Origin of the sequence: Agrobacterium sp. O3.4, assembly GCF_041414895.1 — a bacterium.
Lineage (GTDB): Bacteria > Pseudomonadota > Alphaproteobacteria > Rhizobiales > Rhizobiaceae > Agrobacterium > Agrobacterium cucumeris.
Genome location: NZ_JALPZP010000001.1, coordinates 2,345,495 through 2,372,091, shown reverse-complemented (window position 1 = coordinate 2,372,091; position 26,597 = coordinate 2,345,495). Strand labels below are relative to the sequence as shown.

26 protein-coding genes and 2 pseudogenes are annotated in these 26,597 nt (G+C 59.0%); 16 read left to right on the top strand and 12 right to left on the bottom strand.

Annotated elements, in window-relative coordinates; genetic code table 11:
* Nucleotides 1-142: 142 nt before the first annotated feature.
* From M0412_RS11535 to dnaN, 6 genes are all read right to left on the bottom strand, one after another.
* Nucleotides 143-1,123: a complex I NDUFA9 subunit family protein gene (locus tag M0412_RS11535; protein WP_269700226.1), complete on the bottom strand. Its 981-nt coding sequence runs from the start codon at nt 1,121-1,123 to the stop codon at nt 143-145.
* Nucleotides 1,124-1,243: 120 nt separating this feature from the next.
* Entirely contained in the window at nt 1,244-1,531 is a 288-nt protein-coding gene (locus tag M0412_RS11530; protein ID WP_269700225.1) for a DUF1330 domain-containing protein, read from the bottom strand.
* A gap of 17 nt (nt 1,532-1,548) precedes the next feature.
* Nucleotides 1,549-2,256, bottom strand: coding sequence for an orotidine-5'-phosphate decarboxylase (gene pyrF, locus M0412_RS11525; protein ID WP_269700224.1), 708 nt, complete (start codon nt 2,254-2,256; stop codon nt 1,549-1,551).
* Nucleotides 2,257-2,260: 4 nt separating this feature from the next.
* Nucleotides 2,261-2,857, bottom strand: coding sequence for a histidine phosphatase family protein (locus tag M0412_RS11520; RefSeq protein ID WP_142840887.1), 597 nt, complete (start codon nt 2,855-2,857; stop codon nt 2,261-2,263).
* A gap of 95 nt (nt 2,858-2,952) precedes the next feature.
* Entirely contained in the window at nt 2,953-3,546 is a 594-nt protein-coding gene (gene pmtA, locus M0412_RS11515; protein ID WP_137085831.1) for a phospholipid N-methyltransferase PmtA, read from the bottom strand.
* Between the two features lie 195 nt (nt 3,547-3,741).
* A complete protein-coding gene (gene dnaN, locus M0412_RS11510) occupies nt 3,742-4,860 on the bottom strand; it encodes a DNA polymerase III subunit beta (RefSeq protein ID WP_046799275.1) in 1,119 nt (372 codons plus the stop codon).
* Between the two features lie 268 nt (nt 4,861-5,128).
* Here dnaN and rsmI point away from each other — a divergent pair, with 268 nt between their 5' ends.
* The 11 genes and pseudogenes from rsmI (at nt 5,129) to M0412_RS11455 (ending at nt 14,992) form a co-directional block, all read left to right on the top strand.
* Nucleotides 5,129-6,070 carry a 16S rRNA (cytidine(1402)-2'-O)-methyltransferase gene (rsmI, locus tag M0412_RS11505; RefSeq protein ID WP_137085833.1) on the top strand — a complete coding sequence of 314 codons (942 nt, stop codon included), beginning with the start codon at nt 5,129-5,131 and terminating at the stop codon, nt 6,068-6,070.
* Complete coding sequence (locus tag M0412_RS11500; protein WP_269700222.1) at nt 6,060-6,428, top strand: YraN family protein; 369 nt, start codon at nt 6,060-6,062, stop codon at nt 6,426-6,428. The genes rsmI and M0412_RS11500 overlap by 11 nt, the downstream gene beginning before the upstream one ends.
* Before the next feature lie 14 nt (nt 6,429-6,442).
* Nucleotides 6,443-6,601: pseudogene (locus tag M0412_RS11495) on the top strand (maltose acetyltransferase domain-containing protein); the annotation flags it as partial.
* A gap of 225 nt (nt 6,602-6,826) precedes the next feature.
* Nucleotides 6,827-6,991, top strand: a pseudogene (locus M0412_RS11490) (DapH/DapD/GlmU-related protein); the annotation flags it as partial.
* A 144-nt stretch (nt 6,992-7,135) separates the two neighbouring features.
* A complete protein-coding gene (locus M0412_RS11485) occupies nt 7,136-8,434 on the top strand; it encodes an extracellular solute-binding protein (RefSeq protein ID WP_046799279.1) in 1,299 nt (432 codons plus the stop codon).
* Between the two features lie 83 nt (nt 8,435-8,517).
* Nucleotides 8,518-9,486, top strand: coding sequence for an ABC transporter permease subunit (locus tag M0412_RS11480; protein WP_269700220.1), 969 nt, complete (start codon nt 8,518-8,520; stop codon nt 9,484-9,486).
* Nucleotides 9,487-9,497: 11 nt separating this feature from the next.
* Nucleotides 9,498-10,340, top strand: a complete 843-nt coding sequence (ugpE, locus tag M0412_RS11475; protein ID WP_142840892.1) for a sn-glycerol-3-phosphate ABC transporter permease UgpE — start codon at nt 9,498-9,500, stop codon at nt 10,338-10,340.
* A gap of 10 nt (nt 10,341-10,350) precedes the next feature.
* Nucleotides 10,351-11,451, top strand: a complete 1,101-nt coding sequence (locus M0412_RS11470; protein WP_142840893.1) for a sn-glycerol-3-phosphate import ATP-binding protein UgpC — start codon at nt 10,351-10,353, stop codon at nt 11,449-11,451.
* 110 nt (nt 11,452-11,561) lie between these two features.
* A complete protein-coding gene (locus tag M0412_RS11465) occupies nt 11,562-12,074 on the top strand; it encodes a cupin domain-containing protein (RefSeq protein ID WP_142840894.1) in 513 nt (170 codons plus the stop codon).
* Nucleotides 12,075-12,315: 241 nt separating this feature from the next.
* On the top strand, nt 12,316-13,275 hold the full coding sequence (gene gshB / locus M0412_RS11460) for a glutathione synthase (RefSeq protein WP_142840895.1): 960 nt from the start codon (nt 12,316-12,318) through the stop codon (nt 13,273-13,275).
* Between the two features lie 184 nt (nt 13,276-13,459).
* Complete coding sequence (locus tag M0412_RS11455; protein ID WP_142840896.1) at nt 13,460-14,992, top strand: YifB family Mg chelatase-like AAA ATPase; 1,533 nt, start codon at nt 13,460-13,462, stop codon at nt 14,990-14,992.
* A gap of 217 nt (nt 14,993-15,209) precedes the next feature.
* Here the strand turns inward: M0412_RS11455 and cysK are convergent, their stop codons facing one another.
* From cysK to dut, 3 genes are all read right to left on the bottom strand, one after another.
* Nucleotides 15,210-16,178 (bottom strand): cysteine synthase A, encoded by a 969-nt coding sequence (gene cysK / locus M0412_RS11450; RefSeq protein WP_142840897.1) that lies wholly within the window; start codon nt 16,176-16,178, stop codon nt 15,210-15,212.
* Between the two features lie 155 nt (nt 16,179-16,333).
* Nucleotides 16,334-16,951 carry a LysE family translocator gene (locus tag M0412_RS11445; RefSeq protein WP_046799448.1) on the bottom strand — a complete coding sequence of 206 codons (618 nt, stop codon included), beginning with the start codon at nt 16,949-16,951 and terminating at the stop codon, nt 16,334-16,336.
* Between the two features lie 77 nt (nt 16,952-17,028).
* Complete coding sequence (dut, locus tag M0412_RS11440) at nt 17,029-17,499, bottom strand: dUTP diphosphatase (protein WP_269700212.1); 471 nt, start codon at nt 17,497-17,499, stop codon at nt 17,029-17,031.
* A gap of 89 nt (nt 17,500-17,588) precedes the next feature.
* Here dut and M0412_RS11435 point away from each other — a divergent pair, with 89 nt between their 5' ends.
* The 3 genes from M0412_RS11435 to M0412_RS11425 all read left to right on the top strand — a co-directional run bounded on the left by M0412_RS11435 (nt 17,589) and on the right by M0412_RS11425 (nt 20,804).
* Complete coding sequence (locus tag M0412_RS11435) at nt 17,589-19,172, top strand: peptide chain release factor 3 (RefSeq protein ID WP_052820301.1); 1,584 nt, start codon at nt 17,589-17,591, stop codon at nt 19,170-19,172.
* Nucleotides 19,173-19,242: 70 nt separating this feature from the next.
* On the top strand, nt 19,243-20,448 hold the full coding sequence (coaBC, locus tag M0412_RS11430; RefSeq protein WP_269700209.1) for a bifunctional phosphopantothenoylcysteine decarboxylase/phosphopantothenate--cysteine ligase CoaBC: 1,206 nt from the start codon (nt 19,243-19,245) through the stop codon (nt 20,446-20,448).
* The gene (locus M0412_RS11425; RefSeq protein WP_142840900.1) at nt 20,445-20,804 is read left to right on the top strand and encodes an MmcQ/YjbR family DNA-binding protein; all 360 of its coding nucleotides are present in this window, start codon (nt 20,445-20,447) and stop codon (nt 20,802-20,804) included. Before coaBC ends, M0412_RS11425 begins: the two co-directional genes overlap by 4 nt.
* A 41-nt stretch (nt 20,805-20,845) precedes the next feature.
* Here M0412_RS11425 and M0412_RS11420 read toward each other — a convergent pair whose 3' ends face one another.
* The 3 genes from M0412_RS11420 to ubiE form a co-directional block, all read right to left on the bottom strand.
* Nucleotides 20,846-21,781: a sterol desaturase family protein gene (locus tag M0412_RS11420; protein WP_142840901.1), complete on the bottom strand. Its 936-nt coding sequence runs from the start codon at nt 21,779-21,781 to the stop codon at nt 20,846-20,848.
* A gap of 480 nt (nt 21,782-22,261) precedes the next feature.
* Entirely contained in the window at nt 22,262-23,836 is a 1,575-nt protein-coding gene (gene ubiB / locus M0412_RS11415; protein WP_269700206.1) for a 2-polyprenylphenol 6-hydroxylase, read from the bottom strand.
* Nucleotides 23,837-23,872: 36 nt separating this feature from the next.
* A complete protein-coding gene (ubiE, locus tag M0412_RS11410) occupies nt 23,873-24,649 on the bottom strand; it encodes a bifunctional demethylmenaquinone methyltransferase/2-methoxy-6-polyprenyl-1,4-benzoquinol methylase UbiE (RefSeq protein ID WP_142840903.1) in 777 nt (258 codons plus the stop codon).
* Nucleotides 24,650-24,791: 142 nt separating this feature from the next.
* Here ubiE and mutM point away from each other — a divergent pair, with 142 nt between their 5' ends.
* Both mutM and M0412_RS11400 read left to right on the top strand, forming a co-directional pair.
* On the top strand, nt 24,792-25,688 hold the full coding sequence (gene mutM / locus M0412_RS11405) for a bifunctional DNA-formamidopyrimidine glycosylase/DNA-(apurinic or apyrimidinic site) lyase (RefSeq protein WP_269700202.1): 897 nt from the start codon (nt 24,792-24,794) through the stop codon (nt 25,686-25,688).
* A 47-nt stretch (nt 25,689-25,735) separates the two neighbouring features.
* On the top strand, nt 25,736-26,509 hold the full coding sequence (locus M0412_RS11400) for an enoyl-CoA hydratase (RefSeq protein WP_161991300.1): 774 nt from the start codon (nt 25,736-25,738) through the stop codon (nt 26,507-26,509).
* Nucleotides 26,510-26,597 lie beyond the last annotated feature (88 nt).

Genomic DNA, 26,597 nt, shown 5'->3' with positions numbered 1-26,597 from the left:
GCCGTCCCTGTTGATGTTGCACCTCCCCTTCAGTTGAGGGAGAAATGCGCCAGTAGCGGTTTGGTTGCAATTCAATCGCGCAAAAACAAAAAGCGGGAATGGCTCCCGCTTCCGTTCAGAATGGCGATGCCTGAAGTGTGTTTCAGGCGGCTTTTCCGGCGTTGGAGAACTGACCATGTGTGCGGTACTGCACCATGTAGGAGGGCAGAACCGAAGCGACACGAACGGGATTGATGCCGATGCCTTCCAGTGTCAGACCGTTCTTTTCCGCCTCGCTGGAAACGACATTGTCCTTTTTCAGCATGGTCACCTGATCGGCGGTCAACGGCGGCGTGATGAGCGGGACCAGTGAAGCGATCTTGCCGATCATCGAGGCGACGCCAAAAGGCAGATTGATGAAAGGACGCTGACGATAAGTTGCTGCAAGAACTGCCTCAAGACAGTCGCGGAACGTCATCACGTCCTGACCGCCGAGTTCATAGATTGCGCCGGGCTTCAGCTTGCCATCGACGCTGCGGGCGACGGCTTCGGCGACATCCTCGACATAAACAGGCTGGAATTTGGTTTTTCCACCGCCGATCAGCGGCAGGAAAGGCATGCTGCGGGCCATCTTGGCGAATTTGTTGAAGAAATCGTCTTCCGGTCCGAAAATGATCGACGGACGCAGGATCACCGCGCCGGGCAGAACGGAATGAATGGCGGCTTCGGCGCGGCCCTTGGTGCGGCCATAGCCGGTCTGCGAATTTGCTTCCGCTCCGATGGCGGAGATATGCGTCAGCGTCGCGCCGGCGTCGCGGGCGGCTTCGGCAATCGCTTTGGCGCCGAATTCCTGCACGGCGTCAAAGGTGTTGCGGCCGCTTTCGGTCAGGATGCCGACGCAGTTGACCACATGGTCTGCATCTTCGACGGCTTTGATGATGGAGTCGCGATAACGCAGGTTTGCCTGGGCAAAGGAGATCTGGCCGACATTGCCGAGCGGCTGCAGGAAACCGGCAAGATCCGGGCGACGCACGGCAACGCGGATGCGATAACCGCGCCGGGCGAGCATTCTCACGACATGCCGCCCGACAAAACCCGAACCGCCGAAAACGGTGACGAGGGGTGGAAGGTTGGCCAAGGTCATGGGAGGCTCCTCAGAAGCTGTCGATAAAGCGTTTTTCAGTCTCTTAGCCCAAAGCCGCGCGTAGGTGAAGAGATGTTATCACGCAGCAGGGGCAGGCTTTGGAAATGCGGTTGACGAGCGTCAAATTCCTTCGACGATCAGCATCTCCGCATCAGCGACTTCCTGACGGATTTTGGCCGCGGCCTGATATTCCGGCGAATTATAACAGTCGATGGCATGTTGTACGGAGGGGAACTCGATGACGACGTTACGTCCGCGTGCTTTGCCTTCCAGTTCGGTCAATGCGCCGCCACGGGCCAGAAAATTGGCGCCGAACCGCTCGAAGGCGGGCTTCGCTGTCGTGACATAGTCCTTGTAACGCTGATTGTCGCGCACATCGACGCGGGCGATCCAATATCCCTTTGCCATTTCATCTCCTCCTGTCGTTACTGATTGGCCGGAAAGCTGGCGCGCAGCATGTCATCAAGAATGGCGCGGGCTGCCGCCTTCGGGTCTTCCGCCCTGACGATTGGACGGGCGACGACCAGATGGCTGGAGCCGGCCTTGATGGCGTCGTAAGGCGTCATCACCCGCTTCTGATCGCCGAGATCCGCACCGGCCGGGCGAATGCCGGGGGTGACGACGGCAAGATCAGGGCCGAGAATTTCGCGCACTGCGGTCGATTCCTCGGCCGAACAGACGATGCCGCCCATACCAGCCTCGCGTGCCTGTTGCGCCCGGCGCAGCACCAGCGAACGGGCATCCGAGGCGTAACCGGCTTCCGCCAGATCGCTGTCGTCCATCGAGGTCAGCACGGTGACGCCGAGCAGGCAGAGGCCAGAGCCTTCGGCCGCCTTGACCGCGGCGCGCATGGCTTTCGGATAGGCGTGCAGGGTCAGCATCGACATGCCCATGCGGGCGATGTTTTCGACACCGGAGGCAACGGTATTGTCGATATCGAGCAGCTTCATGTCGAGAAAGACCTTCTTGCCGCTCTGAACAAGGTCACGCGCAAATTCGAGACCGCCTGCGAATATCAGCTGATAACCGATTTTGTAGAACAGAACCTCGTCGCCGATCTTCGACACGATGTCTTCGGCCTGCTGCACAGTCGGAACATCCAGCCCGACGATGAGTTTTTCGCGCGCGGTCATTGTCTTATCCCTGCCATGTTTCCATTGCCGTCCAGTCGCATGTGGGGGACGCGGCTGCAAGTGAAAACTCGGCGATGGAAAAGCGGAAAAGATTGCCGCCGCCCGGTGGCTGGTCCTTAGCGCGGCTGATGCCGCGGCCTTCAATATGGCATTTTAACAGCGTGCCCACGCCGCCATGGCCGACAAAGGCGATGGGCTGCTGTGGTTCGTGCCTGTCGAGAACAGCTTTGACGGCGCTGACGATCCGTGCCTGCGCGTCGATCGCCCTTTCCCAACCGTGAAAGCTCTCGTCAGGATGGGCGAAGAACCAGTCCGCCGCCTTTTCGAATTCCGGCGGCGGCAGGAAGCCGGTGGCGGACCGGTCGTTTTCATGCATTGCTTCGATAATCTCTATCGTCGCACCGGAGGTTTCGGCGAGGATACGGGCGGTTTCGATCGCCTTGGTTTCGGCGCTGGAAACGATGCGACGCAATGACCGTGCCCAGGGGAGGTGGCTTGCCTCCCGCGCCCGCTCGGCACCCCTGTCCGAAAGCCCCCAATCGGGAACGGGAACCATCGGGTCGATCTTGACCTGGGGATGGGTGATGTAAAGCGCGTGCATGAAACCGATCCTCAAAGGCAATGGAAGGGGCAAACCAACACCCTAACCATCCGTCACGACCGGGAAATGACGGTCTTAGCCATTCTGCCGAATGGTCAGGCCCGCGTATAGGTCCACAATTGTGCCGGCGGAATATTGCGCACGATGAAATCGAAATGGCGGATGTGGTAAAGATGCGGCTGCGCGACGATCGGGGAAATCGGACCGTAGGATATCTGCACCACGGGGCGGCCATGCGGCACGCGCTTCAGCAATTCGTCAAGAAGCTTGATACGGGCGGCCATTGGGAAATTCAGCATCGGCACGGCAGAAATGACGCTGTCGAACATCTGGTCCTTGTGTTCACCGAGCGTCGCATCGAGATCGAAAGCATCGCCATTGACGAAATTGACGCCGGGGTAGCTCCGGAGCAGCTGATTGTAGAAATCGGTCGAATATTCGATGGCCGTCAGGCTTTCCGGCTTGATGCCGCGCGCCAGAATGGCCTTGGTGATGACACCCGTGCCCGGGCCGAGTTCGAGAACCGGCAGGCCGGAATGGGGATTGATGACACTCGCCATTTTTTTCGCCGTGATCGACGATGTCGGGACAATGGCGCCGACTTTTTTCGGCTGGCTGACCATGCCCTTGAAAAAGCGGATTTCTTCCTCAAATTTCTGCTCAAGGCGTTGCTTCAGGTTAAGTGCCATAATTCCCCTCGGATACATTTTTGGTCATTGTCAAAAAAACGGTTACGCACTGTTGATCTCATTTGGCGCAAAAACAAGGCAAAATGTCGTAACTGGAAAAATTCGCTTATCGCTTGAAACGAGCAGCAGCCAATCAAAAACGCCGGTGAAGCGATCCACCGGCGTTTTTGATTGAATTGGCAAAAAAACAGCCGTTTAAACGCGCATCGGCATCAGAACATAGAGTGCATCATCGCCGGCGGTGTCGCGAACGAGCGTCGGTGATCCGGCATCTGCCAGCAGAAAAATCGCATCCTCGCCCGAAAGCTGCGACGTGATGTCGAGGAGATATTTGGCATTGAAGCCGATTTCCATCGAATCATTGTCGTAACCAACGGCTACTTCTTCGGTAGCACTTCCCGAGTCGGGATTGTTGACGGTCAGCGTCAACTGGCCGTCAGTTAGCGCCAGCTTCACGGCGCGGCCGCGCTCGGACGAAATCGTCGAGACACGGTCCACAGCCCGCGCGAAGGTCTGGCAATCGACGCGCATTTCCTTGTCGTTGCCGGTCGGGATGACGCGCTGATAATCCGGGAAGGTGCCGTCGATAAGCTTCGAGGTCAAAACCACCGAGCCGATGGTCAGGCGGATTTTGGCGTCCGAGACTTCGGCGGTGACTTCCAGTTCCGGATTGTCCATCAGCTTCTGCAACTCGCCGACGGTCTTGCGCGGAATGATGATGCCCGGCATGCCTTCGGAACCGGAAGGAGCATCCACATCGGCGCGCGCCAGACGGTGACCGTCCGTCGCGACAGCGCGCAGCTTCAGGTCGCCGCCGCTTTCGATGGTGTGGAAGAAGATGCCGTTCAGGTAATAACGCGTCTCTTCGGTCGAAATCGCAAATTGCGTGCGGTCGATCAGCATCTTCAGATCGGTCGCCTTGAGCTTGAAAGTGTGGCTGAAGGTACCGGCTGTCAGGTCAGGGAAATCGGTTTCCGGCAGGCATTGCAGCGAAAATTTCGAACGGCCGGAGGCAACCGTCATGGTGGAGCCATCAGGGTTGGTGGCCAGAAGCACCTCGGAACCGTCAGGCAGCTTGCGCACGATTTCATAAAGCAGGTGCGCCGGCACGGTGGTGGCGCCCGCCTGTTCCACCATGGCCGGTGTTGCTTCGGTGATTTCGAGGTCGAGGTCGGTCGCCTTCATGTCCAGATTGGCGCCGGATGCGCGAAGCAGGACGTTGGACAGGATCGGGATCGTGTTACGACGCTCGACAACCCTGTGCACATGGTTCAGCGATTTAAGAAGGTTCGACCGCTCAAGAGTAATACGCATGGACGCTACCGCTTTCAACCGTTGCGAACCGGCCACCGCCGGATCGGCAAGAAGAGTCTTGACCGGCAAAAAAGCCGGATAATGTGGACGGGCAAAATGGCAGAGTTATTGCAGAAAATGCAAGAGCCGAGTGCGTCTGCCTCGGCTCATTTTGCTGCTATACAGCATGATCCACAGGATGGAGCCGTCCATGGACCTTGTTCGCCGGTTTTCTATTGCCCATAAAGGAGGGAAAACCGGAGCGACCGGCCGGCAATAATCGGCCAGAATGATTGGAAGCCGTGTGACGGAAGAACTATCGAACAGCGATGCCAGACAGGCAACAAGGGAATTCAGGATCGGGACGGCCACCATTCCGGCACGACCGCTGGAGCCGGCGCTTTATCTCGTGGCCACCCCCATCGGCAATCTCGGCGATATTACCATCCGCGCGCTGGAGACGCTGGCCTCTGCCGATGTTCTCGCCTGCGAGGATACCCGCGTCACCCGTATCCTGCTTGAACGCTACGGCATTCGCACACGTCCGCTCGCCTACCACGAGCACAATGCGAACGAAGCGGGGCCGAAGCTCATCGCCGCCCTGGAAGCCGGAAAATCCGTGGCACTGGTATCGGATGCCGGAACGCCGCTCGTTTCCGATCCCGGTTATCGTCTTGGTCAGCTGGCACTGGAAGCGGGCCATCGCGTCGTGCCGGTGCCGGGCGCATCTGCGCCGCTCGCCGCCCTTGTCGGATCGGGCATGCCGAGCGATGCCTTTCTGTTTGCGGGTTTCCTGCCGGTGAAGGATCGCGGCAAGCGCGATCGGTTTGCCGAACTTGCGAAAATCCCCGCTACCTTGATCTTTTTTGAATCGCCGCGCCGCATCGGCACCACCGTCAAGGTGGCGTCGGAAGTGCTTGGCCGCGACCGGCGCGCCGTGGTGTGTCGCGAACTGACCAAGACTTTCGAGGAATTCCGGCGCGGCACGCTGAGTGAGCTTGCCGATTATTATGACGAGGATCGTGTGGTGAAGGGCGAGATCGTACTTCTGATCGAGCCGCCCTCCTATGACGAAATTCCCGATATCGAGGATGTCGAAAAGCTCCTTAAGGATCTGGTCGCGACCATGCCTGCCGCCAAGGCCGCGGGCGAGGCATCGAAACTGACCGGCCTGCCACGCAAGGAGCTTTATCAACGGCTGCTGGATATGAAGGACAGGGATGGCGGCTGACGCGCAAAGGAACAGAAGACGCAAGGCCGAGCGGCGCGGCCACACGGCGGAATATTGGGCCGCACTCTATCTGCTGGTGAAGGGATATCGCATCCTCGCCATTCGTTATCGTACCCGGCTGGGGGAAATCGACCTCATCGCCCGCAAGCGGGATGTCGTTGCCATCATCGAGGTCAAGGCGCGATCTTCCGGGCTGGGGGCTGTCGATGCGGTCGGCTTCAATTCGCAGCAGCGCATCCGGGCCGCCGCCGATCTCTGGCTCTCCCGTCGCGGGGATGCTGGGCGGTTTTCGCTGCGCTTCGATATCGTCGCCATCCTGCCGCGACGCCTGCCGCAGCATTTCATCGACGCGTTCTGAGGGGAGGGAAGGCAATGTCCACCGAGCGGGAAAAAATGGCCGCGGGCGAATGGTACAGCTGCATGGATGCCGAGCTGGATGGGCTGCGCTGGCGCGCCCGCCGGGCCGTTCACCAGCACAACACCGTGCTGCCGGATGAGCGGGGAGCCATGGCGCCTCTGCTGCACGCCCTCTTCGCCTCTGTCGCGGAAGGCGCATTTATCGAAGCCCCGTTTCATTGCGCTTATGGCTTCAACATCACGCTGGGCAGGAATGTCTATCTTAACACCAGCTGCGTCATTCTCGATTCCGCCAGGGTGGTGATCGGCGATGGGGCAATGCTCGGCCCCGCCGTGCAGATCTATTGTGCTGAACACCATCTGGACCCGGTTCCGCGCGCGCAAGGCGTTGAAATCGCAAAGCCGGTGACAATCGGCCGTGATGTCTGGATCGGCGGCGGCGCAATCCTGTTGGCCGGCGTAACCATTGGTGATGGGGCGATTGTCGGTGCTGGTTCGGTGGTGACGCGGGATGTGCCGCCAGGCGCGACGGTGGTGGGAAATCCGGCCCGTCCGATAAAGCGCAAGGACGCCTGAGACATCCATTTTTGAAAGAACGGAGTTCATTAACAGGCGCCGTAACAAATCTGACATGAAACTGTTAAAGAGGCGTCATGGAACCCCTCTATTCGCATCCTCATCCCAATAAATGGTGGAGAGGATTTAGTAATGTTGAAGAAGATTTCCATGGCCGCAGTGGCGGTCAGCATTTCGGCAACGTCTTCCATGGCTGCGACCAACATCACCTGGTGGCACGGTATGGGCGGCCGTAACGGCGAAGTCATCAACGAAGTTTCCCAGAAGTTCAACGAAGCCCAGAAGGAATGCGCTCTGACGCCGGTTTCCAAGGGTTCTTACGAAGAAGCCCTGGCCAGCGGCATCGCTGCCTTCCGTTCCGGCGAACAGCCGAACATCCTCCAGGTTTTCGATGCCGGCGCTGCCACCATCATCAACGCCAAGGGCGCGGTCATTCCTGCGGAAGACCTCATCAACAAGGCCGGTTACAAGTTCGACCGCGAAGCCTTTATCAACGGCGTGCGTTATTTCTACGCTGCAGCTGACGGCAAGTTCGTCGGCATGCCGTTCAACTCCTCCGCTCCGATCATGTATGTCAACGACGAAGCCCTGAAAAAGGCCGGCGTCGAAGCACCGAAGACCTGGGAAGAGTTCGAGCAGGTTGCGCCGAAGCTGAAAGAAGCCGGTTACATCCCGCTCGTCCAGTCGCAGCTGACCTGGCAGTTCACGGAGAACTTCTTCTCCCGCAACAACATCCAGTTCGCCACCAACAATAACGGCTACGACAGCGTCACCGACACCAAGCTGAAGCTTACCGACCCGAACCTCGTCATGATGTTCGACAAGCTGAAGGACTGGAAGGACAAGGGCCTGTTCGCCTATTACGGCGCCGGCTGGAACGACAACCAGAAGCCGTTTGAAGAAGGCAAGGTTGCTTTCTGGATCGGTTCTTCCGGTTCGTTCGGTGGCCTGCAGAAGACGGCAACCATGCCGTTCTCGGCAACCTTCCTCCCCTACTGGGGCTCCATCAAGGGCGCTGGCACCAACTCCTTCATCGGCGGCGCTGCCCTCTTCGCAATGTCCGGCAAGTCCGAAGCCGAAAACAAGTGCGTGGCTGACTTCTTCCAGTTCCTGACCTCGCCGGAAATCCAGGTCTTCTACCACAAGGCAACCGGTTACGTCGCCATCACCAAGGCGGCTTACGAGAAGGCCAAGGCTGAAGGCTTCTACAAGGAAAAGCCGGTCGCCGAAGTCGGCATCCAGCAGCTGTCGCTGCCGGGCGGCGAATGGTCCAAGGGTTATCGCCTCGGCTTCTACCCGCAGATCCGCGCCGTCATGGAACGCGAATATAACCGCATCTTCTCCGGCGAAGTCACGCCGAAGGACGCCTTCGACATCATCGAGAAGGAAGGCAACGACCTTCTGGCCCGTTTCGCCAAGACGGCCGGCTGATCGATCTTTTCGAAACCAATGATCGTTGTCGAGCCTCCTTTCCGACGGAAGGGAGGCTCGCTTCTGGATAAGGAGGCGCAAGCGTGGCCTATACATCGTCTCAACCGCGCCGGTTTTTATCCGGCTGGTCCGCAAAGGCTGGAAAACCCGCCAAGCCCGCTGAAGCCGGCATGAAGCGCGTACAGTTCTCCTCGTCCTTCGTACCCTATCTGTTTCTGGCGCCGCAGCTCGCGGTGATTTTCATCTTTTTCTACTGGCCGTCCGCTCAGGCCATTCAGTCCTCGTTTTATCTCGAAGACCCTTTCGGGTTCGGGGCTTCATTCGTGGGCTTCGCCAATTATTCGGACGCGATATTCAATCCGGAATATCTCAACATTGCCAAGTTCACGGTCGTTTTCACTGTTCTGGTGACCTTCTTTTCACTGGCGCTCGGCCTTTTACTGGCCGTCAAGGCGGATGCGGTCATTCGCGGCAGTTCGACCTACAAGACATTGCTGATCTCCGTTTATGCCATCGCGCCGCCAGTCGCGGGCCTCATCGGCATGATGTTTTTCGACCAGCATATCGGCCCCTTCGTCAAGATGGCGGCGTTTTTCGGCTGGGACATGAAGGTTGGCCTCAATTACTTCGACACGGCCTTTGCCATGGTCGTCGTCGCCGTGTGGAAGCAGATCCCCTATAATTTCATCTTCTTCCTGTCTGGCCTGCAAGGCGTGTCCGTCGCTGTACGTGAGGCCGCCGCCATTGATTGCCGCTCTGGCTTTCGCCGGTTCTGGACGGTCATCATGCCGCTTCTGGCGCCCACCGCCTTCTTCCTGCTGATCATCAACATCACCTATTCCCTGTTCGATACGTTCGGCGTCATCGACGTAATGGTGAAGGACAAGGCGGCCAATAACCCGATCACGCTGGTCTACAAGGTGTTTCTCGACGGTTTCCGCGGCAATGACATCGGCGGTTCTTCTGCCCAGTCCGTCATTCTGATGCTGGTCGTCTTCGTCCTCACCATCATCCAGTTCCGCTTCATCGAGAAGCGCATCCATTACAATTGAGGGAAAAGACGATGTACAAGACAAAACCCCTCGACCATCTGGTGCTGATAGCAGGCGCGCTGTTCCTGATATTGCCTGTTGTCGTGGCTTTCATGACATCCACGCATACGGCGGCGGAAATCCATCGCAGCGGCCTGGCGATCATTCCGGGCGACAATTTCGTCGAAACCTATGAAAAGGTCCTGACCCAGAAGGGCGGCTTCACCGGGCAGATTACCGGCCTCAACATGGTGCTCAATTCGCTGATCCTCGGCATTGGTTTTGCCGTTGGCAAGATCGTGCTGTCGATGACGGCGGCCTATGCGATCGTCTATTTCCGCTTCCGCTTTGCCACACTCGCCTTCTGGATCATTTTTACGACGCTGCTCCTGCCGCTTGAGGTGCGCATCATGCCGTCCTACGAGGTGATGAGCAAACTTGGCCTGTTGAACTCCTATACCGGCTTGATCGTGCCGCTTCTGGCGTCTGCAACTGGCACCTTCTATTTTCGGCAGTTCTTCAAATCCATTCCGGAAGAATTGCTGGAGGCCGCCCGTATCGACGGGGCAGGGCCGTTCAAATTCTTCATCGATGTCATCATCCCCCTTTCGCGCACCATGATGGCGGCGATCTTCATCATCATGTTCGTTTATGGCTGGAACCAGTATCTCTGGCCGATGCTGATGACGACGGATGAGAGTTTCTTCACCCTGATGCGCGGCATCAAGTCGATCCTGCAGGTCTGGGTTGGTTCGCAAATTCCCGATTACAACGAAGCTTTCGCGCTCGCCGTTCTGGCCATGCTGCCGCCGGTGCTGATCGTCATCGTATTCCAGCGCTGGTTCATCAAGGGCCTCACCGAGAGCGATAAATAAGGAGACCGAAATGGCCGCTATAGAAATCAGTCAGGTCTGCAAGGATTATCATGGCGGCGTGCGCGCCGTGCATCACGTCGATATCGACATCAGGGATGGTGAGTTCATCGTTCTCGTCGGCCCCTCCGGCTGCGGCAAGTCAACGCTCCTGCGCATGGTTGCCGGGCTCGAGGACATCTCCGAAGGCACGGTGAAGATCGGCGACCGGGTGGTCAACCAGGCTGATCCCGCCGACCGCGATATTGCCATGGTGTTCCAGAATTACGCGCTTTATCCGCATATGTCGGTGCGTCAGAACCTGGAATATGGGCTTAAGAACCGCAAGACGCCGAAGACGGAGATCGATGAACGTGTGGCCGAAGCCGCCCGTATGCTGCAGCTCGAACCCTATCTGGATCGCAAACCGCGCGCCCTTTCCGGCGGCCAGCGGCAGCGTGTCGCCATGGGCCGTGCCATCGTTCGCAAACCGGCTGCCTTCCTGTTCGATGAGCCTCTGTCTAACCTCGATGCCAAGCTGCGCGTCTCGATGCGCGGTGAAATCAAGCGCCTGCAAAAACGCCTCGGCACCACCTCCATCTATGTCACCCATGATCAGCTAGAGGCCATGACGCTGGCTGATCGTCTGGTAGTGCTGAATGGCGGCCGCATCGAACAGATCGGCGCGCCGCTTGATGTCTATCACACCCCCGCATCCACCTTCGTCGCCAGCTTCATCGGCTCTCCCGCCATGAACCTGCTGAATGCCGAACTGCATGGCGATAGCCTCGCCATCGGTCCGTCACTGTTTGCACTGAACGGTTTTGCCCCCGCTTCGGGGTCGGTGACGGTGGGCATGCGGGCGGAGGATTTCCGCATTGCCGCGGCGGGCGAGCAGGGCCTTGCGCTGCGCGTCGATTATATCGAGGAGCTGGGTTCGCAGCGCCTCGTGCATGGCATGATCGGCGATCAGAACCTGACAGTGGCTTTCCCGCCGGATGTCGAGGTTCCGGCTGCATTGTCGGTAACGATAGCGCCGGAAAAACTGCACTTCTTCTCCAACGAAACCGGCAAGCGCATCGCCGGTAAGGCGGAGCAGGTCCAGGTACAGTCCGCTCAGCTGGCAACGGCCTGATCACGTCGGAAGAAATCGGCGCGATGACTAAAATTGCGCCGATTGTCAAAACCGCTTTGTTACGATCCCGATGATAGAAGACCTCCAATATTTCACGGGGGTTTTCTCATATGTCGTTCAAAATGATGTTCGCGGCGGCTGCAACCATGGCGATCCGCACGATGCCAATATTGCCGGCCTATCTGCGCGGAGTAAAAGACGAGGCCGTTGTCAGCGCATCCTGCACCGATCTGCGACTTCAGCCAGCCCCCATCAATCCTGACTGGATCATCTCCGGCGATCCCCAGGCGCGCGCGGCCGATCATTCCCGAAGCGGTGACCGCGCTTCCAGCACCGCCATGTGGGATTGCACGGCCGGTGAATTCCGCTGGTTCTTCGGCTGGGATGAAACCGTCTATATTCTGGAAGGCGAGGTGCATGTGACGGCCGAAGACGGTTCGGTCAGCATCCTGCGGGTTGGCGACGTCGCCTATTTCCGGGCGGGAACATGGGCCACCTGGCGGGTGGATGACTATGTCCGCAAGGTTGCCTTCATGCGTCGTCCATTCCCCCGGGCGCTGGCGCTGGCCTATCGCGTCAAGAACAAGCTGTTTTCCGGCAGTTCCTACAAGCTGGCGGCCTGAAACGGTAAAACAATTCAAACGACGGGGCCTTCCGGCTCCGTCGGGGGAATTGTGAAGGTTCAATAAAACTCACACAAAGCACCGCTTGCAGCAGTTGCGTTTGAATGGTCGCTGCCCTACATCTTCAGGGTTTTCTGAAGCATTTCCGGGTCTCTCCCGGGCTTGCCGGGAAGCTTGAAAAGACGGGACAATGGGCATTGTGGGCCGCAGGGCATCCCTATGCTGCAAGAGGAACATGCGCATGGCGAAGATCAAGAACGTCGCGATCCAGATGGATCATGTCTCCGGCATCAACATTGCCGGTGATTCCACTTTCGCCATGAGCCTTGAGGCGCAGGCGCGTGGATACCGGCTGTTCCACTATACGCCCGACCGTCTTTCCATGCGTGACGGCAAGATTTACGCCACCGTCGAGCAGATGGAGTTGCGCGACATAAAGGGCGACCATTTCTCGCTGTCGGAACCGGAGCGCGTTGATCTTTCGACCATGGATGTCATCCATCTGCGTCAGGATCCGCCATTCGACATGGCCTATATCACCTCCACCCATCTGCTGGAGCGTATTCATCCTAGGACGCTTGTTGTCAATGACCCCGCCTGGGTGCGCAACTCGCCGGAAAAGATTTTCGTCACTGAATTCGCTGATCTGATGCCGAAGACCTTGATCACCAAGGACGTGGCCGAGATCGCCCGGTTCCGCAATGAAATGGGCGATATCATCCTCAAGCCGCTTTATGGCAATGGCGGTGCGGGTGTCTTCCATTCGGCGCGTGACGACCGCAATTTCTCCTCGCTGCTGGAAATGTTCGGCCAGATGTTCCGTGAGCCTTACATCGCCCAGGAATATCTGCCTGACGTCCGTAAGGGCGACAAGCGCATCCTTTTGGTGGATGGCGAGCCGGTGGGCGCAATCAACCGCGTGCCGGCGGAAAACGATGCCCGCTCCAACATGCATGCCGGTGGCCGGCCAGAGCCGACGGAACTGACGGCGCGCGAGAAGGAAATCTGCCGCCGCATTGGTCCCGCCCTGCGCGAGCGTGGTTTCCTTTTTGTTGGTATCGATGTGATCGGCGATTATCTCACGGAGATCAACGTCACCTCACCGACGGGCATTCGTGAGGTGCAGAAATTCGGCGGTGCCGATGTGGCAAGCCTGTTGTGGGACGCCATCGAGAAAAAGCGCGAAGCTCAGGATTTCTGAGGCGATTTCCGATCGAACTCCGTTTGTTCCGTGGGTGCAACTAGATACAACTAAAATACATCGCCCGCGTGAAATTGTTCACCGGATGTTCTTGTTTTATTCTTTGCCTTATGGCACGTTGCTTGCGGGTGGCCGCCACAGGGCATGAAGCTCTGATGTCGTGGCCGGTTTGCGGGGGCAGGCCATGGTGGCGAAGGTCAATACGGTTGCATTTCAGGGCATAGAGGGTGTGCCCGTCGAGGTGCAGGTCATGGTCGCACCCGGAAAGGTCGGCATCCAGATCGTCGGCCTGCCGGACAAGGCGGTGGCCGAAAGCCGGGAGCGGGTGCAGGCGGCACTACATGCTTCGGGTCTGGCGCTTCCGGCAAAAAAGGTGACCGTCAATCTCGCGCCTGCCGATCTGCCAAAGGAAGGCTCGCATTTCGATCTTCCAATTGCTCTGGGGCTCATGGCCGCTTTGGGCGCCATACCGGCAGAGGCGCTCGGCCAATATGTGGTTCTCGGCGAACTTAATCTCGATGGCACCATCGGCATGGTCTCTGGCGCGCTGCCGGCGGCCATCGGCGCCAACGCTCTCGGCAAGGGCCTGATCTGCCCGGCTGAAAGCGGTCCGGAAGCGGCCTGGGCCGGTGCCGGCATCGATATCCTTGCCCCGCGCAGCCTCATAGCGCTTGCCAATCATTTTCGCGGCACGCAGCTGCTTTCGCGCCCCGTGCCCGCCATCCGGACCAGTCCGGTCAATCTGCCCGATCTGGCGGATATCAAGGGACAGGAAAGCGCCAGACGTGCGCTGGAAGTGGCAGCGGCTGGTGGCCATAATCTGCTGATGGTCGGTCCACCCGGCTCCGGCAAATCCATGCTTGCCGCGCGTCTGCCGTCCATCCTGCCGCCGCTCGAGGCGGCAGAGCTGCTGGAAGTGTCCATGGTTCATTCCATCGCCGGCCAATTGTCGGGCGGCAAGCTTTCAGACCGCAGGCCGTTCCGCACGCCGCATCATTCCGCCACCATGGCGGCTTTGATTGGTGGCGGGTTGCGCGCCAGACCGGGCGAGGCTTCACTTGCCCATCACGGCGTTCTTTTTCTGGATGAATTCCCGGAATTTTCGCCGCAGGTGCTGGATGCTTTGCGCCAGCCGCTGGAGACGGGTGAATGTATCATCGCGCGGGCCAATCACCGCGTCAGCTATCCGGCGCAAATCCAGCTCGTCGCAGCGATGAACCCGTGTCGGTGCGGCATGGCAGGAGAGCCGGGCTTCACCTGCGCCAGAGGTCCGCGTTGCGTGACCGATTATCAGGGGCGCATTTCCGGTCCGCTGATGGACCGTATCGATATCCGTATTGATGTTCCTGCCGTTTCCGCCACTGATCTCATCCGCCCCGTCGCGTCCGAGCCGAGCGCGGTGGTTGCCGCCCGTGTCGCCAATGCCCGCCTCGCCCAGCAGGAGCGTTATGCGGCGGCGGGGTTTCCTGCCATCCGTACCAATGCCCGCTGCACGACGACCCTGATCGAAAAATATGCCGAGCCGGATGCGTCCGGGCTGCAATTGTTGCGCGATGCCGCAGAACGGCTGAAGTTTTCCGCACGCGGTTATCACCGTATTCTGAAGGTCGCGCGAACATTGGCCGACCTGGACGGCAAACAAACGGTCGGCCGCATTCATGTGGCGGAAGCCGTGTCCTATCGTATCGCGGGTGAGAGGTTGCCGACAGCGGCTTAGAGCCGTGATGTTTGCGCGCTTTTTTGGAAGAGTTTGGAGGCAGCCTCTGAAAAAGCTCCGCCCCTTCTCGATAGGCCGATGCGAAAGCACGATATGAAGCGCATCGCGTGAATTCAGCCGAATGCGGGCGTTCTGAAAGGCTTATGCCGCCAGCGGTACCGGCGGCATGATAAATCTCGATTCCTTGGTCCGCGATCGCGCGTACCGGATGGGGTCGTTAGAGCCCAAGACCTTCGAACAGCGCCGTCGAAAGGTAACGCTCCGCAAAGGAAGGAACGATGACGACGATGTTCTTGCCGGCATTTTCCTCGCGCGCGCCGACCTTGATTGCCGCCGCCAATGCTGCACCCGAGGAGATGCCGACAGGCACGCCTTCGAGCCTTGCCGCGAGACGCGCGATTTCGAAAGCCTCGTCATTGGTGACGGTGACGATCTCGTCATAGATACCGGTATCGAGGATGGCGGGTGCAAAACCAGCGCCGATGCCCTGGATCTTGTGAGGGCCGGGGTTGCCACCGGAGAGCACCGGGCTGTCGGCGGGTTCCACCGCAATGACCTTCACTTCCGGCTTGCGGGATTTCAGAACCTGACCCGTGCCGGTGATCGTTCCACCCGTGCCGATGCCGGAAACGAGAATGTCGACCGTGCCGTCGGTGTCGTTCCAGATTTCCTCCGCCGTCGTCTTGCGGTGAATATCCGGATTGGCGGGGTTTTCGAATTGCTGCGGTATGATGGCGTCGGGAAGCGTCTCGGCCAGTTCCTGCGCCTTGGCGATTGCGCCCTTCATGCCCTTCGGACCTTCGGTCAGCACCAGTTCGGCACCGAGCAGGGCCAGCATTTTCCGACGCTCGACCGACATGGTTTCCGGCATGGTCAGGATCAGCTTGTAGCCCTTGGCCGCGGCAGCAAAGGCAAGCGCGATGCCGGTATTGCCCGAAGTCGGCTCCACCAGTGTCGTTTTGCCGGGAGTGATTTTGCCCTGCGCTTCCAGCGCTTCGATCATGGCAACACCGATGCGGTCCTTCACGGAGGCGATGGGGTTGAAAAACTCCAGCTTGGCAAGCAGGTTGGCCTTCACGCCCTTTTCTTTCGCCAGCTTGTCCAGCCGCACGATCGGCGTATCGCCGATTGTTTCCGTAATCGAGGAATAGACGCGTCCGCGTCCGGGCTTTCTGGCTTCGGGCATGATGCTCTCCTGTATGAAGGCCACAGAATAGTGGCCGCAAGATTTGAGCGGCAGAATAGGAGCAATCGCCCTGTCAGGCTAGCGAACGTTCATCCTTATATGGCCGGTTTACCGGAAAAATTTCACGATAAACTGGGTAAATGCACGAAATTATTTTAGGTGCTGCGGATGGCGATCATGGTCGCCGTTCCGGCCAGAATGCCCGCCGCCGTGCGGTTGAGGATCGTCAGCGCGCTCGGCCGTTTCAGGAGGTTGCGTGCCTTGGCCGCAAGCAGGATGTAGGGCAACAGAACGGCCATCAGCACGACGAAGGTGAGGGCGAGGAGTGTCGCATATTCCGACGGGCCGATCATGCGGATGTCGATCAGCGTCGGCACCAGCGCCACATAAAACAGCATGGTTTTCGGGTTGCCAAGGGTGATCAGCAGGCCGGACAGGAAGGACATCGGCATGCTGGTGCTTTTTTTCGCCTTCAGGTCCTGCGGCAAAAGGCCGGCGGTCCAAAGCTTCCAGGCGATATAGAGGAGATAGGCCGCACCGGCGAATTTCAGCACCATGAAGGCTTCCTGAAATGTCTGCGCCACGAAGGCCAACCCCAGTATTACGCCGGTCAGGTAGATCATGTCGCCCAGCACCAGCCCGAGGCCCATGAAGAAGGTTTCCCGAAAGCCCGAACCCAGCGCCCGCGCCACGATTGCCGTCATGCCGGGGCCGGGAATGGCGGCGGCGATGAAGAGGGCAGTGGCATAGGCCAGAAGGGTCGTCAGTGTCATGATCATGTTTCCCGGAAAATCCGCTAAATCAATAGCGAAATTGCCGGGTAAAAACAATCGATCATGCTGGTTGCCGGTCAGACCCCGGTCGAGCCAAAACCACCGGCGCCACGCGCCGTCTCGGAGGTTTCCGTCACTTCGCTCACGGTGACCTGTGTTACCGGCGCAATTACCATCTGCGCAATGCGCATGCCGCGCTCGATGGTGAAATCATCCTGCCCCAGATTGGCGAGAATGACCTTCACTTCGCCGCGATAATCGCTGTCCACCGTGCCGGGAGAATTGAGGCAGGTGATGCCGTTCTTGATGGCAAGGCCGGAGCGGGGGCGGATTTGCGCCTCGTAACCTTGGGGAATTTCGAAGATGAAGCCGGTCGGCACCAGTGCCCGTTCACCGGGTTTCAGCGTTAGCGGTTGATCTGCAGGCACCGCGGCGCGCAGGTCCATGCCGGCAGCACCACCGGTTTCATAGGACGGCAATTCGAGGCCTGCACCATTGGCGAGGCGGACGAGGCGAAGAGGGGGGCGATTGTCATTTTGAACGGTCATGCGGCATTAGTTTGCGCAGATCGCGGCAAGGTCAATTGCAAATGCGGGCCTGAAACGCTAGATAGCCCGCAATTCACAGGATTTGTCAGATGGCCGAAACACTTGCCGAGGCGGTCTCCCGCCGCCGCACCTTTGCTATTATCGCGCACCCGGACGCGGGTAAGACGACGCTTACCGAAAAGCTGTTGCTGTTCGGCGGAGCGATCCAGCTTGCCGGTGAAGTGAAGGCGAAGAAGGATCGCATCCAGACCCGTTCGGACTGGATGAAGATCGAGCGCGAGCGCGGCATTTCGGTCGTCACCTCGGTCATGACCTTCGAATATAACGACCGCGTCTTCAACATTCTCGATACGCCCGGCCACGAAGACTTCGCCGATGATACCTACCGCACGCTGACGGCGGTGGATGCGGCGATCATGGTCATCGACGCCGCCAAGGGTATCGAGCCACGCACGCTGAAGCTCTTCGAAGTCTGCCGCATGCGCGATATTCCGATCATCACCTTCATCAACAAGATGGACCGCGAAAGCCGCGATCCCTTCGAGATTCTGGATGAGGTCGAGGAAAAGCTGGCGCTTGATACTGCGCCGATCACCTGGCCGGTGGGACGGGCGAAAAGCTTCTGCGGCGCTTATAATCTCGCCGAAAACACCTTTCGTGGCAATGATACGCAGGTGGAAGGCCTTTCGGTCAACGGCCCGCAGGCGGTTGCCGATCGGCTGCCGGAAAATGAACGCAAGGTCTTTATCGAAGAAACAGAACTGGCGCTGGAAGCCTGCCGTCCCTTCGATCGCCAGGCGTTTCTTGAAGGCCACATGACGCCAGTGTTCTTCGGTTCGGCGCTGCGCAATTTCGGTGTGCGCGACCTCATCAATGCACTCGGCGATTTCGCACCGCCGCCGCGCGATCAGGTGGCGGATACCCGCACCGTGCATGCGGCCGAAGACAGGATGACGGCCTTCGTCTTCAAGATTCAGGCGAATATGGACCCCAACCACCGCGACCGCATCGCCTTTGCCCGCATCTGCTCCGGCAAGCTGGAGCGCGGCATGAAGGCGCGTTTGTCGCGCACCGGCAAGCAAATGGGGCTCACCGCGCCGCAATTCTTCTTCGCCTCGCAGCGCCAGCTCGCCGATACGGCCTTTGCGGGTGATGTGGTCGGCATCCCCAACCACGGCACGCTGCGCATCGGTGATACGCTGACCGAGGGTGAAAACCTTGTTTTCCAGGGCGTTCCGAACTTCTCGCCGGAAATCCTGCGCCGCGTGCGGCTCGAAGATGCGATGAAGGCGAAGAAGCTGAAGGAAGCCCTGCAGCAGATGGCGGAAGAGGGCGTCGTGCAGCTCTTCTCGCCGGAAGACGGCTCGCCAGCCATCGTCGGCGTCGTCGGCGCGCTGCAGCTGGACGTATTGAAAGAACGGCTGATGGGCGAATACGGCCTGCCGGTCTCCTTCGAAATGTCGCGCTTTTCCGTCTGCCGCTGGATTTCATCCGATCAGCCGGCGGAGATGGATAAGTTCCTCAACGTCAAGCGCGGTGATATCGCCCGCGATCTGGATGGCGATCCGGTGTTTCTGGCGCAGGACGCCTTCTCGTTGCGCTATGAGTCCGAGCGTTTTCCGGCGATCAAGATGGTTGCGATCAAGGAATATCACGTCGCCAAGGCGGCGTGATATCAGCCGGATTGCACTTTGAATGCCAAGGGCTTAGTTTTCCGGTGAAACGGGAAACTGGTCCGGCATCATGACGCTTTCAGGCAAACATATTCTCCTCATCATCTCCGGCGGCATCGCGGCCTATAAGAGCCTCGATCTCATCCGCCGCCTGAAAGAGCGCGGCGCGAAGGTGACGCCGGTCATGACGAAGGGCGCCCAGGAATTCGTCACCCCGCTGGCTGTCGGCGTGCTGTCTGCCACCCACGTTTTCACCGAGCTTTTTTCCAGACAGGACGAGCAGGATGTCGGCCATATCAGGCTGGCGCGCGACTGCGACCTCGTGCTGGTCGCGCCCGCCACTGCCGATCTCATGGCCAAGATGGCGCATGGCCTGGCCGACGATCTTGCTTCCACCATCCTTCTCGCGACTGACCGCAGGGTGCTGATCGCGCCCGCCATGAATCCGAAAATGTGGACGGCGAAGCCAACGGCCCGCAATGTCGAGGTGCTTAAAAAAGACGGCGTGTTTTTTATCGGCCCCATGGCAGGCGAGATGGCGGAGAGGGGCGAGGCGGGTCTTGGCCGGATGGCGGAGCCGTTGCAGATCGTCGAGGCCGTTGAGGCGCTTTTGGACAATGGTTCCCAACCACTCAAGGGCAGGAAGGCCATCGTCACTTCCGGTCCCACGCATGAGCCGATCGATCCGGTACGCTATATAGCCAACCGCTCGTCGGGCAAGCAGGGCCACGCCATTGCGGCGGCTCTCGCGGAACTGGGGGCGGAGGTGACGCTGGTCTCAGGCCCGGTCAACCTCGCCGATCCGGCTGGAGTCACAACGATCCATGTCGAGCGTGCCGAAGAGATGCGTGATGCGGTGATCTCAAAGCTCCCGGTGGATATTGCGGTCATGGTCGCCGCCGTCGCTGACTGGCGGGTGACAGGTTCATCGGAACAGAAAATCAAGAAGCAGCCGGGCGATGCACCGCCCGCGCTGCAATTGACGGAAAACCCCGATATCCTGAAAACCGTCGGCCACCACGAAAAGCGGCCGAAGCTGGTGGTGGGTTTCGCCGCCGAAACGCAGGATGTTGAGAAGAACGGCCGCGCCAAGCTGGAGCGCAAGGGCGCGGATTATATTGTCGCCAATGATGTCTCGGCTGAAACCGGCATCATGGGCGGAGATCGCAACAGCGTGAAGATCATATCGGCGGACGGTATTGAGGCCTGGCCGGATCTCGACAAGGCCGACGTCGCAAAACGTCTGGCAGCCCTTATTGCGGAGAAACTCGCATGAGCCTGTTCGATCGCAAGACATTCGACAGAGTGCTGGGCGAATGGCCGGGTGTACGCTTTGTCGATCAATGGGATTCCCATGTCGCGAAGGTCGGCGACAAGGTCTTTGCCGTGCTGGGTGAGCGGGTGGATTGGCGTCTGGTGGTAAAATGTTCGGAGGAAAGTTTCGAAATCCTCACCTCGCTGGAAGGCATCGGTCAGGCGCCCTATTTTGCCAAACGCAAATGGATATCGATCGGTGACCATTCACCGCTCGAGCGAGAGGAGCTGGAGCATTATGTGCGCCGCTCCTATGAACTGGTTGCGGCCGGCCTGACGAAGAAACTGCGCTCTGAGCTGGGCATATTCTTCGACTAGAGCGTTTTCGCGTTTCGGAGAAAAACAAGAATGCTCCAACCTCACATGCCGGGCGTTTCGCCTGAATTGTCTTTTGTGTTTCGACCGATGATCTGGCGAACGCCTTCCTTGGTGAAGGGCTGAAAAAGCTGGGGCAGAAAGCCCTTCGCAATTTGCCCCTTGATACCGATATTGGTGGAGGAGGGGCGATCGGGATTGAAATAGCTGCCGAACAGCTGGTCGAATATGACGAGATTCTCGCCGTAATTGGTGTTTCCCTCGGGAAGCTCCTTGGAATGATGCCAGCGGTGCAGCCGCGGTGTGCTGAACACATAGTCCAGCGGGCCAGTTTTCATATCGACATTGCAATGGGTCAGAATGCCGATGAAGGCGGTAACGGCGCCAAGCCACCAGAAAACGTGCAAGGGTGCGCCCATCAAATAGAGCGGAAGCTGACTGAGCGCGATCTTGAAGAGCGAATCCGCCACATGAAAGCGACCGGTATTGACCACCCAGAGCCGGACAACGCTGTGGTGCAGGGCATGGAAACGCCAGAAGAACACGGTCTCATGCGCGATACGGTGCGCCCAGTAGAGGCCAAATTCAGCGATGGTGACCGCAAGTGCGACCTGAATGATCATCGGCAGGTCGGAGGGCCACAGATTGAACCGCATCGCCGCAAGCGGCTGCAGCACATTGGCGGTCAGCATCGGAAAGATTGCTCCCGCAACGGCGGCAAGCTGGACAAGGCCCTTGGTCAACAGGGTGTGGCCAATGCTGGTCGCGGTTTCGCCATCGCCCTGAAGCCACTGAACCTCATAGGGGATATAACGTTCCAGGAGAAACAGGCTCAACACCGCGCCCGCATAGACGCAGAGAAACGCCATGATGGGATGGCTGCTGTTGAAGGCGAAATAGGAGCCGACAAGGCCGAAGAAAAACACCATCGGCCACGAACAATAGACAAGGGCCTGTTTCACTGCCTGAGTTTTTGCCATGAATTTCAATTCCCGTCCGGCAATCATCTACCATTCAACCAGCGACGCAACTCTCCGCAGGATCGCGGTTGCCCGTCGCTGACGCGCCCGTCCCTGCATGGATCGGTGCGCAGGGGCCGCATCGGCCGATAATAATCCCACTCCCTGCGACCATACCTGTCACTGCGTCGCAATTCCCGTTTCAGCTCGTCGCAACTGCGCGGCTTGCCATCGCTTATGCTGCCGTCCGTACAGGGATCGTAGACCCTGTGTTGCGCCATTGCTTCCGGCACTGCGACCGGTTGAAGACTGAAGAATAGCGAACCAACCAGAAGGATTAACAGTCGCATAGGCCACCTGTTTCGTTGAGAAGGTCAGGTCACTATTCTTCGTTAGATTGCATGAGCATGGCATGCGGTCGTCACGTCGGTTTGAAAGGTGGTTTTTGGTAACTGAGGTGCCCAACCGTGACATCGCGCACCTCCAAGGCTCAGATATGTCTTAGCTGATTCGGATGGCAATATAGAGAAGCGTCAGCGCAATCACCCAGAGCGCAATCCGCCCCCATTTGGTATGGCGCGCTTCCGCCTTGCCGATGGCTTCGGCTGTCTGGGCATCAAAACGCAGGCCATTCTCGCTCATATACATTAGCTCGGAATGCAGCTTTTCCGTCTTGGCGGCGATCTCGGGTGCCGCTTCTGCAAGCTTTAGAGCGGCCTTCATGCCGTCTTTCAGATCGGTGACGATGCGCTTGGGACCGAGATTGTCCCTGATCCAGCCGCCGACGACCGGATCGGCCGCCTTCCACATGTTGAAGCGCGGGTTGAGCATGCGTGATACGCCTTCCACAACCACCATGGTCTTTTGCAGCATCACCAGTTCCGGCCGCGTCTCCATGTCGAAAAGCTCGGTCACTTCGAACAGCAGGGTCAACAGCTTGCCCATGGAGATCGTCTCGGCCGGCTGGCCGTGGATCGGCTCGCCAATGGCGCGGATCGCCTGTGCGAAGCTGGCTTTATCGTGATGGCCCGGCACATAACCGGCCTCGAAATGCACCTCTGCCACCCGCATGTAATCGCGCGTGATAAAGCCATAGAGGATTTCGGCGAGGAAGCGGCGTTCCTTTTTGCCGAGCCGGCCGGCAATGCCCATATCCACGGCGACGATCATGCCCTTGTCATCGACGAAGAGATTGCCGGGATGCATGTCGGCATGGAAAAAGCCGTCGCGCAGCGTGTGCCGCAGGAAAGACTGGATCAGCGTGTCGGCCAGTTGGTTCAGGTCGTGACCGGCGGCCTTCAGCCCCTCGATATCCGACATCTTGACGCCGTCGATCCACTCCATGGTAACGACATCGCGGCCGGTGCGTTCCCAGTCGACTTCCGGAACACGGAAACCGGGATCATCCTTTGTGTTTTCGGCAAGCTCGGAAAGGGCGGCGGCCTCGAGCCGCAGATCCATCTCGATCTTGGTTGTCTGTTCCAGCGTGCGTGTCACCTCGACCGGCCGCAGACGGCGGGCTGAACGGACAAAGCGCTGCTGCAGGTCGGCGATCAGATACATCGCCTCCAGATCGTTCTGGAAACGCTGGCGCACGCCGGGACGAATGACCTTGACGGCCACCTTGCGTGGTCCCTTCGGCGTATCCACCATTGCCGGATGAACCTGGGCGATGGAGGCGGCCGCGATCGGGTCACCGAATTCCCTGTAGAGGTCGGAAACCGTGCGTCCGAGCGAACCTTCGATATTAGCCTTGGCCGCGGCAGCCGGGAAAAATGCCATGCGATCCTGAAGGCTTGCGAGATCGTCGGCGAAATCGGCCCCCACCACGTCCGGGCGGGTGGCCAGAAACTGGCCCATCTTCACGTAAGACGGTCCAAGCCGCTCGACGGCCGTTGCCAGCCGGTCGCTACGCTGCGCCCGTTTGGCCTTGCTGCGGGCGAAGGGCTTCAGCAACGCTTTCAGCATTTGCGCGGGAGCAGGAAGGTCGTCGGAGGGCAGGGCCAGCACGACGCCTTCGCGCACGAGAACCCAGCCAACCCTTGCGAGGCGGAAATATGCGCCCAAAGTGCTCATGCTTATGCCTGTCTCCTGCTTCTGCTGGCCATGCTCTTAAAGCTTCCAGCCGGAATGCAGGGCGGCGATGCCGCCTGTGTAGTTGGTGTAGGACACGCGGGAGAAGCCTGCGGTGCGGATCATCGCCGCGAAATCCTCCTGATTGGGGAATTTGCGGATCGACTCGACCAGATATTGATAGGGTTCGGCGTCGCCGGTGATCATCTTGCCAAATTGCGGAATGGCGTTGAACGACCAGGCGTCATAGACGCGATCGAGCAGCGGCATTTCGACCTCTGAAAATTCCAGTACCAGCAGCCGCCCGCCACGTTTCAGCACGCGATGGGCCTCCTTCAGCGCGACATCGATGCGCGGCACGTTGCGAATGCCGAAAGCGACCGTATAGGCGTCGAATGAATTCGCCTCGAAGGGCAGTTCTTCGGCATTGGCCTCAACGAAGGTCAGATTGTCGGAAAGCTTCTTTTTTGCCGCACGTTCCTCGCCGACCGCCAGCATCGAGCCATTGATGTCGAGAACGGTGGCGTGCGCCAGACGGTTGGAGGCCTCAACGATGCGAAACGCGATATCGCCGGTGCCACCCGCCACGTCCAGAACCCTGTAGGAAGCATCCTTGCGCGGCGAAAGCGAAGAGACCATGGCGTCCTTCCACAGCCGGTGCAGGCCCGCCGACATCACGTCGTTCATGATGTCGTAGCGCTTGGCCACCTTGTGGAAGACCTCGTTGACCAGCCCCTGCTTTTTGCCTTCGTCCACCTTGTGGAAGCCATAGGACGTTTCCATGCCGCCTTCTGCGGTCGTACGGGCGTCGGTCATCGTCTGTCTCCATTTTATTGCGTGGCGGACCATAGCGGAAACGCCATGGCGACGCTATCTGTTGCCGCATCGCCTGGGCGCGACATTTCGCGTGCATTGTATAGACCACATGGTCCTAACGATAAACTGCCGGATAAGCCAGATGCCAGAATTGCCAGAAGTCGAAACTGTCAGACGCGGTCTTGCCCCCGCCATGGAAGGGGCAAGGGTTCGCAAACTCCACCTTGGCCGCGCCGATCTGCGTTTTCCGTTCCCGGAGGATTTCGCGACGCTGATCGAAGGCAAAACGATCATATCGCTTGGACGCCGGGCGAAATATCTTTTGATCGAACTGGAGGATGGGCTGACGATCATTGCCCATCTCGGCATGTCCGGCTCGTTTCGTATCGAGGCGGACGCGGATGAAGCCGGCAATACGCCCGGCACGTTTCATTATGCCCGCTCAAAGGATGGCAAACACGACCATGTCGTCTTTCATCTGGATAAGGGCGAAGAGCGCGTCTGCGTCATCTATAATGATCCGCGCCGCTTCGGCTTCATGCATCTGGTGGAGCGCAACAAGCTCGATCTCTATCCGGCTTTTGCCGAGCTTGGGCCGGAACCAACAGGCAATGCATTGAGCGCCGATTATCTGGCGAGCCGGTTTGAGGGCAAGAGCCAGCCCTTGAAAGGCACGCTGCTGGATCAGAAGGTCATTGCCGGCCTTGGCAATATCTATGTCTGCGAGGCGCTGTGGCGCGCGCATCTTTCTCCCTTGCGGGCAGCGGGAACGCTGGTGACGACATCAGGCAAGCCCAAAGCGCAGCTCACCGATCTGACGGAAAAAATCCGTGACGTGATCGCGGACGCTATCGCCGCCGGCGGCTCCTCACTCCGCGACCATATACAGACAGACGGGACACTCGGTTATTTCCAGCATTCCTTTTCGGTCTACGATCAGGAAGGCCAGCCTTGCCGGACACCCGGCTGCGGGGGTACGGTTGAGAGAGTGGTACAGGCCGGTCGTTCGACCTTTTATTGCGCCGCCTGCCAGAAGTGACTGAGCCAAGAGTAATGGGCCGGAATAACGGAAAAGGGGAGATTGCCGTGGACTATGAAACGATACTGGTCGAAAAGCGTGATGAGGTGGGCGTCATAACGCTCAACCGCCCCAAGGCGCTCAACGCTCTCAACTCGGTGCTTCTGAAAGAGCTGCGGCACATTCTCTCTTCATTCTCCACCGATGATTCCATTGGTGCAATCATCATCACCGGCTCGGAAAAGGCATTTGCCGCAGGCGCCGACATCAAGGAGATGCAGGGGCTGGATTTTGTCGACGCCTATGTCGGTGATTTTCTCGGCGGCTGGGACGAGGTTGCGTCGACGAGGAAGCCGGTCATCGCCGCCGTTTCGGGTTTTGCGCTCGGTGGCGGCTGCGAGCTCGCGATGATGTGCGATTTCATCATCGCGTCGGAAACGGCGAAGTTCGGCCAGCCGGAGATCACCCTCGGCGTCATTCCGGGCATGGGCGGTTCACAGCGGCTGACACGGGCGGTGGGCAAGGCAAAGGCCATGGATCTGGTTCTGACCGGCCGCATGATGGATGCGGCGGAGGCCGAGCGTTCAGGCCTCGTCTCGCGTATCGTGCCATCCGCAAATCTGATGGAGGAGGCGGTGGAGGCTGCTACCCGCATCGCTTCGCTGTCGCGTGCCTCGGTTCTTATGGCCAAGGAAAGCGTCAATCGCTCCTTTGAGGTGTCGCTGGCGGAAGGCCTGCGATATGAAAGGCGGTCCTTTCAGTCGCTCTTTGCAACGGCGGACCAGAAGGAGGGCATGGCGGCCTTCATCGAAAAACGCAAACCCGTTTTCCGGAATCGCTAAGGAGTCGGAATATCGGCGTTTTCCGCCATTTGCGCGTTGACGGGCGTGCGCTTTAGCGGTATATGCCCGCCCACGGTTAAGGAAAGCC

Coding starts and splice junctions, on each gene's coding strand:
- ubiB (WP_269700206.1), bottom strand. CDS start 23,836: ATGAGCACTTTGGGCGCATATTTCCGCCTCGCAAGGGTTGGCTGGGTT.
- ubiE (WP_142840903.1), bottom strand. CDS start 24,649: ATGACCGACGCCCGTACGACCGCAGAAGGCGGCATGGAAACGTCCTAT.
- M0412_RS11500 (WP_269700222.1), top strand. CDS start 6,060: ATGGCGGCTGACGCGCAAAGGAACAGAAGACGCAAGGCCGAGCGGCGC.
- coaBC (WP_269700209.1), top strand. CDS start 19,243: ATGACGCTTTCAGGCAAACATATTCTCCTCATCATCTCCGGCGGCATC.
- M0412_RS11435 (WP_052820301.1), top strand. CDS start 17,589: ATGGCCGAAACACTTGCCGAGGCGGTCTCCCGCCGCCGCACCTTTGCT.
- M0412_RS11465 (WP_142840894.1), top strand. CDS start 11,562: ATGTCGTTCAAAATGATGTTCGCGGCGGCTGCAACCATGGCGATCCGC.
- M0412_RS11420 (WP_142840901.1), bottom strand. CDS start 21,781: ATGGCAAAAACTCAGGCAGTGAAACAGGCCCTTGTCTATTGTTCGTGG.
- cysK (WP_142840897.1), bottom strand. CDS start 16,178: ATGCCCGAAGCCAGAAAGCCCGGACGCGGACGCGTCTATTCCTCGATT.
- M0412_RS11455 (WP_142840896.1), top strand. CDS start 13,460: ATGGTGGCGAAGGTCAATACGGTTGCATTTCAGGGCATAGAGGGTGTG.
- dut (WP_269700212.1), bottom strand. CDS start 17,499: ATGACCGTTCAAAATGACAATCGCCCCCCTCTTCGCCTCGTCCGCCTC.
- dnaN (WP_046799275.1), bottom strand. CDS start 4,860: ATGCGTATTACTCTTGAGCGGTCGAACCTTCTTAAATCGCTGAACCAT.
- M0412_RS11485 (WP_046799279.1), top strand. CDS start 7,136: ATGTTGAAGAAGATTTCCATGGCCGCAGTGGCGGTCAGCATTTCGGCA.
- gshB (WP_142840895.1), top strand. CDS start 12,316: ATGGCGAAGATCAAGAACGTCGCGATCCAGATGGATCATGTCTCCGGC.
- pyrF (WP_269700224.1), bottom strand. CDS start 2,256: ATGACCGCGCGCGAAAAACTCATCGTCGGGCTGGATGTTCCGACTGTG.
- rsmI (WP_137085833.1), top strand. CDS start 5,129: ATGATTGGAAGCCGTGTGACGGAAGAACTATCGAACAGCGATGCCAGA.
- M0412_RS11425 (WP_142840900.1), top strand. CDS start 20,445: ATGAGCCTGTTCGATCGCAAGACATTCGACAGAGTGCTGGGCGAATGG.
- pmtA (WP_137085831.1), bottom strand. CDS start 3,546: ATGGCACTTAACCTGAAGCAACGCCTTGAGCAGAAATTTGAGGAAGAA.
- M0412_RS11445 (WP_046799448.1), bottom strand. CDS start 16,951: ATGACACTGACGACCCTTCTGGCCTATGCCACTGCCCTCTTCATCGCC.
- ugpE (WP_142840892.1), top strand. CDS start 9,498: ATGTACAAGACAAAACCCCTCGACCATCTGGTGCTGATAGCAGGCGCG.
- M0412_RS11535 (WP_269700226.1), bottom strand. CDS start 1,123: ATGACCTTGGCCAACCTTCCACCCCTCGTCACCGTTTTCGGCGGTTCG.
- M0412_RS11470 (WP_142840893.1), top strand. CDS start 10,351: ATGGCCGCTATAGAAATCAGTCAGGTCTGCAAGGATTATCATGGCGGC.
- M0412_RS11520 (WP_142840887.1), bottom strand. CDS start 2,857: ATGCACGCGCTTTACATCACCCATCCCCAGGTCAAGATCGACCCGATG.
- M0412_RS11530 (WP_269700225.1), bottom strand. CDS start 1,531: ATGGCAAAGGGATATTGGATCGCCCGCGTCGATGTGCGCGACAATCAG.
- mutM (WP_269700202.1), top strand. CDS start 24,792: ATGCCAGAATTGCCAGAAGTCGAAACTGTCAGACGCGGTCTTGCCCCC.